Source organism: Clostridium tyrobutyricum DSM 2637 = ATCC 25755 = JCM 11008 (genome assembly GCF_000359585.1).
In the GTDB taxonomy this organism is placed as follows: Bacteria; Bacillota; Clostridia; order Clostridiales; family Clostridiaceae; genus Clostridium_B; species Clostridium_B tyrobutyricum.
Genome location: NZ_APMH01000054.1, coordinates 1 through 7345, shown reverse-complemented (window position 1 = coordinate 7345; position 7345 = coordinate 1). Strand labels below are relative to the sequence as shown.

Below are 7345 nucleotides of genomic sequence, written 5' to 3'. Positions count from 1 at the left end.
CAGTAGGATAGAACCGTACTGTAGAAAGCTTGTAGGTAGTAAATACGCAACAAATAGGGTGTAAGATAGCGATAGTGATGGTGATATACTGTTCTGTCAATTTAAGCAGTTGTTTTCTTATGTCAGATTATATTTGTCTGATATAAGGGAATAACTATATCCTGCTCCTGCTCTGGATCTACCTGTTCTATCACATATTCGAATAAAATTCAATTTAAAATATCTTTTTAGATAAGATGAGTAGAGAAATAAGGGTTTTCATGTGTATATCAACTGGAAGGATAGAATGTGGCAACGCAGGTACGGAGTTGATACTTTCTATCCTGTAAGGCTGTAGACTAGGGGTTTGGGGAGTGTAGCTCCCCACTTATTTATTCTTTATTTACCTTTCTATGTTAAAGTAAATTATGATAATTTATTATAATTAAGGAGTGATTTTATGAAATTAGTTATTGCAGAAAAACCAAGTTTAGGGGTAGAAGGAAAGAAGGCTGTAAGTTCTTTATAGGCAAAACTATAGCAGGAAAAAATATAACTGGATCTATAGTTAAGAAGCTTATAACAGGTAAAAGCACAGGAGTTATAAAAGGGTTTAAAAGTAAATCAGGTAAAAGCTTTGACGCTGTGCTGATTTTAAAAGATAGAAAAGTTACATTCGATTTTCAAAATTAAATGTAATACAAAAATTAAAAATGTGTCTAAGATTAATTTTAAATAAGAAATAATTTGTACTATATTTTAAAATAATCTTTTTTTTAACTAGAATTGTATCAAAGTAGGAGAACTATCAAGAGTACGCTTCGTCAGATTAAAAATGTAATTATCATAAATTATGATAATTACATTTTTAATAATGAGTACTTCTAATCTCTTATTATCTCAATTAGTATATAAAGATTATTTTAAAATATAGTAAATAATCATAATTTTATTAAAAGAGCGATAAATGTGTATTAGACTTTGTTATATCTAGTGGCTTTTTTAATACTTTAATTGATGTCATCAATTAAAGTATCTCTTTGGGAATCGAAAATATCATATTCTATACCACGTTTTATCATTTTATTATAATCAATGTTGTACTTTTTAAAAAATTCTTTTGTATATGCTTTTGTGACAGCTGTATATAAACTTATAATTTTATCATTTTTATTTCTATCTGATAGTTGGTTATGTATTTTTTCAGGATTCCTATTTTCACATTCATGTTTAGCAAATCCATCAATAAGATAATATGGAATAGGCGTTCTACTATCCTCCTTTTTCTTTTTTGTTTGTTCTGCGCGTTTATATAGTAGATATAAGTCTAATAGGGGTGGCGCCAACATTTCCGACAAAATACACGTTAAGACAGAAATTGGTAACTATGTAATATAAAATGCTTCTAAAATTTTAGCATTTTATATAAAAATGTATACACAAATTCACTTTACCTATTTTAGTAATTTCTAACTCTCTACTTATTGGAGATCTTTTGATCCAATGCAATTTAATCAATCCATTAGCAACAACATATCCTAATTTACCAGCTATATGATAATTTTCTTCACTCCAATCATAACATTTAATACCACTTAATTCTTTTATATTTTTAGATTTATTTTTTATAATTTCTAATTCAATAAATTTTTTATATCCTAATTCAGTTAAATAAAATATATCATTTTTTAATTTAATATAGTTAAATTTTAAAAATGCTTGTGTAAGTTGTATTCCTAATTTGCCAGCAATATGATCATAGCAAAGTCTTGCCTTCCTTAATGATTCTGAATGTATAGATTGATTTAGTGAATTTATTTTAGGTGATTTGGAAAGTTTCATAAGTAATTCAAGTAACTTTGCAATATCATCATTAGCTAATTTAAAATACCTGTATTTACCATATGGATATTTATCAATTATTCCTGCATTAACCATCTTAGATAGGTGAAATGTTGCTGTTTGAGGTTTAATACCAGCTATTTTAGCTAATTCCCCTGCTGTACGCTGTCCTCCAAGCAAGCTCATCAACATTACACATCTAGATGGATCTGCTATTAATGATGATATATCATTTACCATAGGATCTGGCTTCAACATAATCGCCTCCATGTTTATATATAAATGTATCACTTCTATATTCATCGAAATAATTTTGCTTTATAATTGTATCATAAATTAATTTGAAAATATATTTAATAATTTGGAGGTAGCTTTATGGAGAAACTTAAAAATATTAAACTGTGTGTTTTTGATGCATATGGTACATTATTTGATATTAATTCAGTCACAAAAATGAATTGTGAAAAATTGGGCGATATAGCAGAACCTTTTTCAAAGCTTTGGAGATCTAAACAATTAGAATATTCTTGGTTACGCAGTCTTATGAATAGATATGAAGATTTTTGGTATATAACTAAAGAATCTTTAGATTATGCTATGGATTATTTTAATATTAAAGATGAACTTTTAAAATTAAAGCTTTTGAACACATATGAAAATATTAATTGCTACGAAGAAGTTCCTGAAGTTTTATCTGAATTAAAAGAAAGAAAAATATCCACTGCAATATTATCCAATGCTTCACCAAATATGTTAAATAAGGCAGTTAAAAATTCTAAAATAGCTCAATATATTGATAACTCATTTTCTGCGGACAGCCTTAAAATATATAAACCATATTCTAGTGTATATATTTTGGTAGTTGAGAAGTGCAATCTTGTGAAAAATGAAATATTATTTATTTCTTGTAATACTTGGGATGTAGTTGGTGCAAAAAGCTTTGGATTTAATGTAGCTTGGATAAATCGTTTTAATGGTAAAAAAGAAGTGTTGCCTTTTGAACCAGATATTGAATTTAAATCTTTAATTGAATTACCTAGTAGTGTACTATAAGCGAACGTTTATGGTACTTTTCTTTATTTATAAACAAATTTATAAATTTTGCTTGATTTATTGTTTCATAAGCTGTTCCATATTCTTTGTTTCAATATATAATCATTTTAACGTTTATGGTACAATCAATTTAGACTGGGGGTCCTTATATGCTAATTGGATATGCAAGAGTAAGTAGTGAAGGCCAAAATTTGGATAGGCAAATAGATGCTCTTACTGTTGCTGGTATTGATAAAAGAAATATATACAAAGAAAAAGTAACCGGAACAAAGACGAATAGACCTGAGTTACATAAAATGTTAAATGAACTTCAACATGGAGATATAATTATAATTTCAGAACTTACTAGGCTAAGTAGATCAACAAAAGATCTATTCAAATTAGTTGAAATAATTAATGGCCATGGAGCAAATATAAAATCTTTAAAAGAAAATTGGATTGATACAACTACTCCACAAGGAAAACTTCTCTTTACAATATTTGCTGGTATATCACAATTTGAAAGAGATTTAATAAGTCAAAGAACCAAAGAAGGATTAGTAAGTGCAAGAGCACGAGGGCGTAAAGGAGGAAGACCATTTAAAGATGAAAAAGATGTGGCATTAGCGTTAAAGATGTACGATAGCAAAGAATATTCAACTGCTGAAATAGCAACGGCTACTGGGGTTAGTCGCACGAGCCTTTACAGATATATAAAAAACAGAAAATAAGTTATTATTAAATTTAGAATAAAGGAATGATATAAATGGCTATAGCAGAAATATTATTAACCGAGGATCAGCGTCTTGAGCTAATGAATATTTCACAAAATATAAGTGAGTATGATATTGTTAAGTTTTATACTTTTTCTCCTGATGATATTAAAATCATAAATAAACATAGAAGAAATTATAATCGATTAGGTTTTGCTGTTCAATTAGCATTACTTCGTAATCCTGGTTGGTCATTAAGCAACACATCTAATATTCCTGAAAGTGTTCTGAACTATATATCTCAGCAAATTCACGTAGATACTAAGGACTTTGAATTATATGCTCAAAGAGAAAATACAAGATTAGAACATATACAAGAAATCAGGAGAATTTACGGTTTTAAAAATTATAAAGAAGAGAATAATTTATCATTAGTTAAAATATTAATTCCATATGCTATGGAAAATGATAATGTTATAAATCTCATGAAATTAGCAATTAATGAAATAAAAAATCAAAAGGTAATATTACCAGGTATCACTACTATTGAAAAAGTTGTTAGTATTGTTATATCTGAGGCTGATGAGAGGCTTATTGACACTATAAATAATAGCATAACTATTGAACAAAAATATAAATTAGATTTACTAATAACTACTAAATCTGATGATTCCAAGACAAGGCTTGGATGGTTAAAAGAAAGCACTGGACGCTCATCACCAAAAGCCTTTGGTGAAGTAATAAAACGACTAGAAATGATACGAAATTTACATCTTGAATTAAACATTGGCGGACTGCATCCTAATAGACTACGTCAATTATGTAGACTTGGATCTAAATATGAACCTTTTTTGTTAAGAAGATTTGAAGAAAAAAAAAGATATTCAATATTAGCTTTATACTTATATCAATTAAGTCAAACTCTTACCGATAAAGCAATTGAGATACATGATAGACAAATAAATATTTTATTATCTAAAGGTCGTAAGCAACAGGAAAAAATGCAAAAGAAAAATGGTAAATCTTTAAATGAAAAGATTATTCATTATGTAGATATTGGTGCTGCATTAATAAAAGCAAGGGATGAAAATTTAGACCCATTTAAAATATTAGAAACTGTAATGCCATGGAGTAAACTTGTTGAATCAATTGAAGAAGCTAAAAAATTAGCAAGACCTGTAAGCTATGACTATATTGATTTATTAGAAAGTAGGTATACTCAGCTCCGTAAATATACACCTATTTTAGTTAAAGCATTAAAATTCAATTCAAGTAATACTGCTTCAAATTCATTAATTAAAGCAGTAAATATCTTAAAAAATATGAACATAAATGGTAAAAGAACAGTACCTGAAGATGCTCCAACAGATTTTATATCTAATCGATGGAATAAATGTTTATATGAAAAAGATGGTTCTATAAATCGCCATTATTATGAAATTGCTACACTTGCTGAACTAAAAAATAGAATACGTTCAGGTGATATATCCGTTGAAGGTAGTAAGAATTTTAAAAATTTTGATGAGTATTTAATATCACATAATGAGTGGAATATTGCTAAAAAAAACGGCACAAAACTTGCAGTAAATCTCGATATAAGAGAATACCTGCATGAACGAATGGAATCTTTAAATGATAGGTTAAAGTGGCTTTCTAAAAATCTTGATAAACTAGATGGTGTAAATATAGAAAATTCTAAAATACATATAGACAAGTTAGAAAAGGATACTCCAATTGAAGCAATAAAGCTAAGTCAAAAACTTTATAAAATGCTACCTAGAGTTAAATTGCCAGACTTGCTTTTAGAAGTGTCAAAATGGACAGGATTTGATAAAAATTTCATTCATGCTTCAACTGGTTATGCAGCTAAAGGAAATGAAAAAACCGTTTTAATGGCTGCACTTATGGCTATGGGGACTAATATTGGGTTATCCAAGATGTCAGATGCAACACCTAATATATCATATAAGCAGATGGCTAATTCAGCTCAATGGAGACTTTATGATGATGCTATGAAAAAGGCACAATCTACGCTTGTTAATTATCATCATAAGTTATTTTTATCAGCCTTTTGGGGTGATGGTAGCACATCTTCCAGTGATGGTATGAGAGTTCAAGTTGGTGTTTCTTCATTACATGCCGATGCTAATCCACATTATGGAACTGGTAAAGGTGCTACTATGTACCGATTTGTAAGTGACCAATTTTCGACCTTTTATACTAAAGTTATAAATACAAATGCCAGGGATGCAGTTCATGTAATTGATGGACTTCTTTATCATGAAACAGATCTAAATATTGAAGAGCATTATACAGATACAGCTGGTTATACTGACCAGGTATTTGGATTAAGTCATTTGCTAGGATTTAAATTTGCACCAAGAATTAGAGACATATCAGAACTTAAGTTGTATTGCATAGAAAAAGCTAGCAGCTACTCTAAAATAGAAAAGATATTAAATAGACGTATAAATACTAAAATAATTGAAGAAAATTTTGATGACGTGCTGCGCTTAACGCATTCTATACGAGAAGGAAAAGTCACTGGATCTCTTATAATGGGTAAATTGGGTTCTTATGCAAGGCAAAATGCATTAGCAACAACTCTTAGAGAAATGGGGAGAATCGAAAAAACTATTTTTCTTTTAGATTATATGACTAATGAATCCCTTAGAAGGAGAATTCAAAGAGGACTTAATAAAGGTGAAGCTATGAATGCACTGGCTAGAGCCATTTTTTTCGGCAAACGAGGGGAATTTAGGGAAAGAGAACTTCAAGATCAGCTACAGAGAGCTAGTGCATTAAACATTTTAATTAATGCTATAAGTATTTGGAACACTACGTACCTACAAAAGGCTATAAATTATCTTAAACAAAAAGAGACTATTGATGAAAGCCTGCTTAAACACATAGCTCCATTAGGCTGGGAACATATTAATCTGCTTGGGGAATACAATTTTGATATTAAAAATATTCCTGAATATGATAAATTAAGAGCATTAAATATTTAAAATCCATAAAATATCTTAGAGTGGGTAAAATTTAAAGATCTTACCCATTTTTTGTCTTAGCGTTGGTTTTGTCGGAAATGTTGGCGCTACCCCTTACTTACGATAGTGTATTTAAGTTTATATGTTTCATATAAAAGATATCTTTATTAACCTAAATTAGATTGTAAATAAACTTCCTTTTCTGTTCTTCGGTAATTACTATGTATCCTAAAGTTTGAGATTTTGAGAAATAGTTAAATATATCCATAAACAATTCCAAAGATGTACCATTTTGATATGCATGATAACCAAAGGTCTTTCTCAAAGTATGAATTCCAATTTCTCCTGATATTGTGATATCAGTATTTTCATCTCTTTCAATAAGTCATACAGCTTCAGCAGCAGTATTTAATATTCTATACGCCTGCTGTCTAGTTATAGTTGAATTAATACCTTTGCGACTTCTTAAACACATAACAATTTAGATCTGATTCAGGATATTCTTTTAGATAGTTATGTATTAATTTTACAACTATATCTCCAATATAGAATTTTTCAGTAATTATTATATAATCTTTCACGGTTTACATAAATCTAAAAGTTTCAGTTTTCTAATATTACTAATCATTAATTCAACATTGATACCAAGCATAAAAAGTAATTTATTTCCAGTTGATTGCTTCTTCAAAATTGAAATAATATTTTTAATTATTTCAATACATCTTATTGGTTCTACTGAGTTTATTTATAGACAAATATTACGTAATATATTATACTTAATCTAAGGTA

General features: G+C 28.6%; 6 protein-coding genes. 4 read left to right on the top strand and 2 right to left on the bottom strand.

The window, feature by feature from the left end; genetic code table 11:
- Positions 1-444 precede the first annotated feature (444 nt).
- Positions 445-672 carry a topoisomerase C-terminal repeat-containing protein gene (locus J418_RS16985; RefSeq protein WP_081248854.1) on the top strand — a complete coding sequence of 76 codons (228 nt, stop codon included), beginning with the start codon at positions 445-447 and terminating at the stop codon, positions 670-672.
- Between the two features lie 317 nt (positions 673-989).
- Here the strand turns inward: J418_RS16985 and J418_RS0115150 are convergent, their stop codons facing one another.
- On the bottom strand, positions 990-1328 hold the full coding sequence (locus J418_RS0115150) for a hypothetical protein (protein WP_017896022.1): 339 nt from the start codon (positions 1326-1328) through the stop codon (positions 990-992).
- Positions 1329-1392: 64 nt separating this feature from the next.
- The gene (locus J418_RS0115145) at positions 1393-2079 is read right to left on the bottom strand and encodes an ArsR/SmtB family transcription factor (RefSeq protein ID WP_017896021.1); all 687 of its coding nucleotides are present in this window, start codon (positions 2077-2079) and stop codon (positions 1393-1395) included.
- 117 nt (positions 2080-2196) lie between these two features.
- Between J418_RS0115145 and J418_RS0115140 the strand changes: the two genes are divergently transcribed.
- From J418_RS0115140 to J418_RS0115130, 3 genes are all read left to right on the top strand, one after another.
- Positions 2197-2874 (top strand): haloacid dehalogenase type II, encoded by a 678-nt coding sequence (locus J418_RS0115140; RefSeq protein ID WP_017896020.1) that lies wholly within the window; start codon positions 2197-2199, stop codon positions 2872-2874.
- A gap of 149 nt (positions 2875-3023) precedes the next feature.
- Positions 3024-3584: a recombinase family protein gene (locus tag J418_RS0115135; protein ID WP_017896019.1), complete on the top strand. Its 561-nt coding sequence runs from the start codon at positions 3024-3026 to the stop codon at positions 3582-3584.
- Between the two features lie 35 nt (positions 3585-3619).
- Positions 3620-6577, top strand: coding sequence for a Tn3 family transposase (locus J418_RS0115130; protein WP_017896018.1), 2958 nt, complete (start codon positions 3620-3622; stop codon positions 6575-6577).
- Positions 6578-7345: the final 768 nt, after the last annotated feature.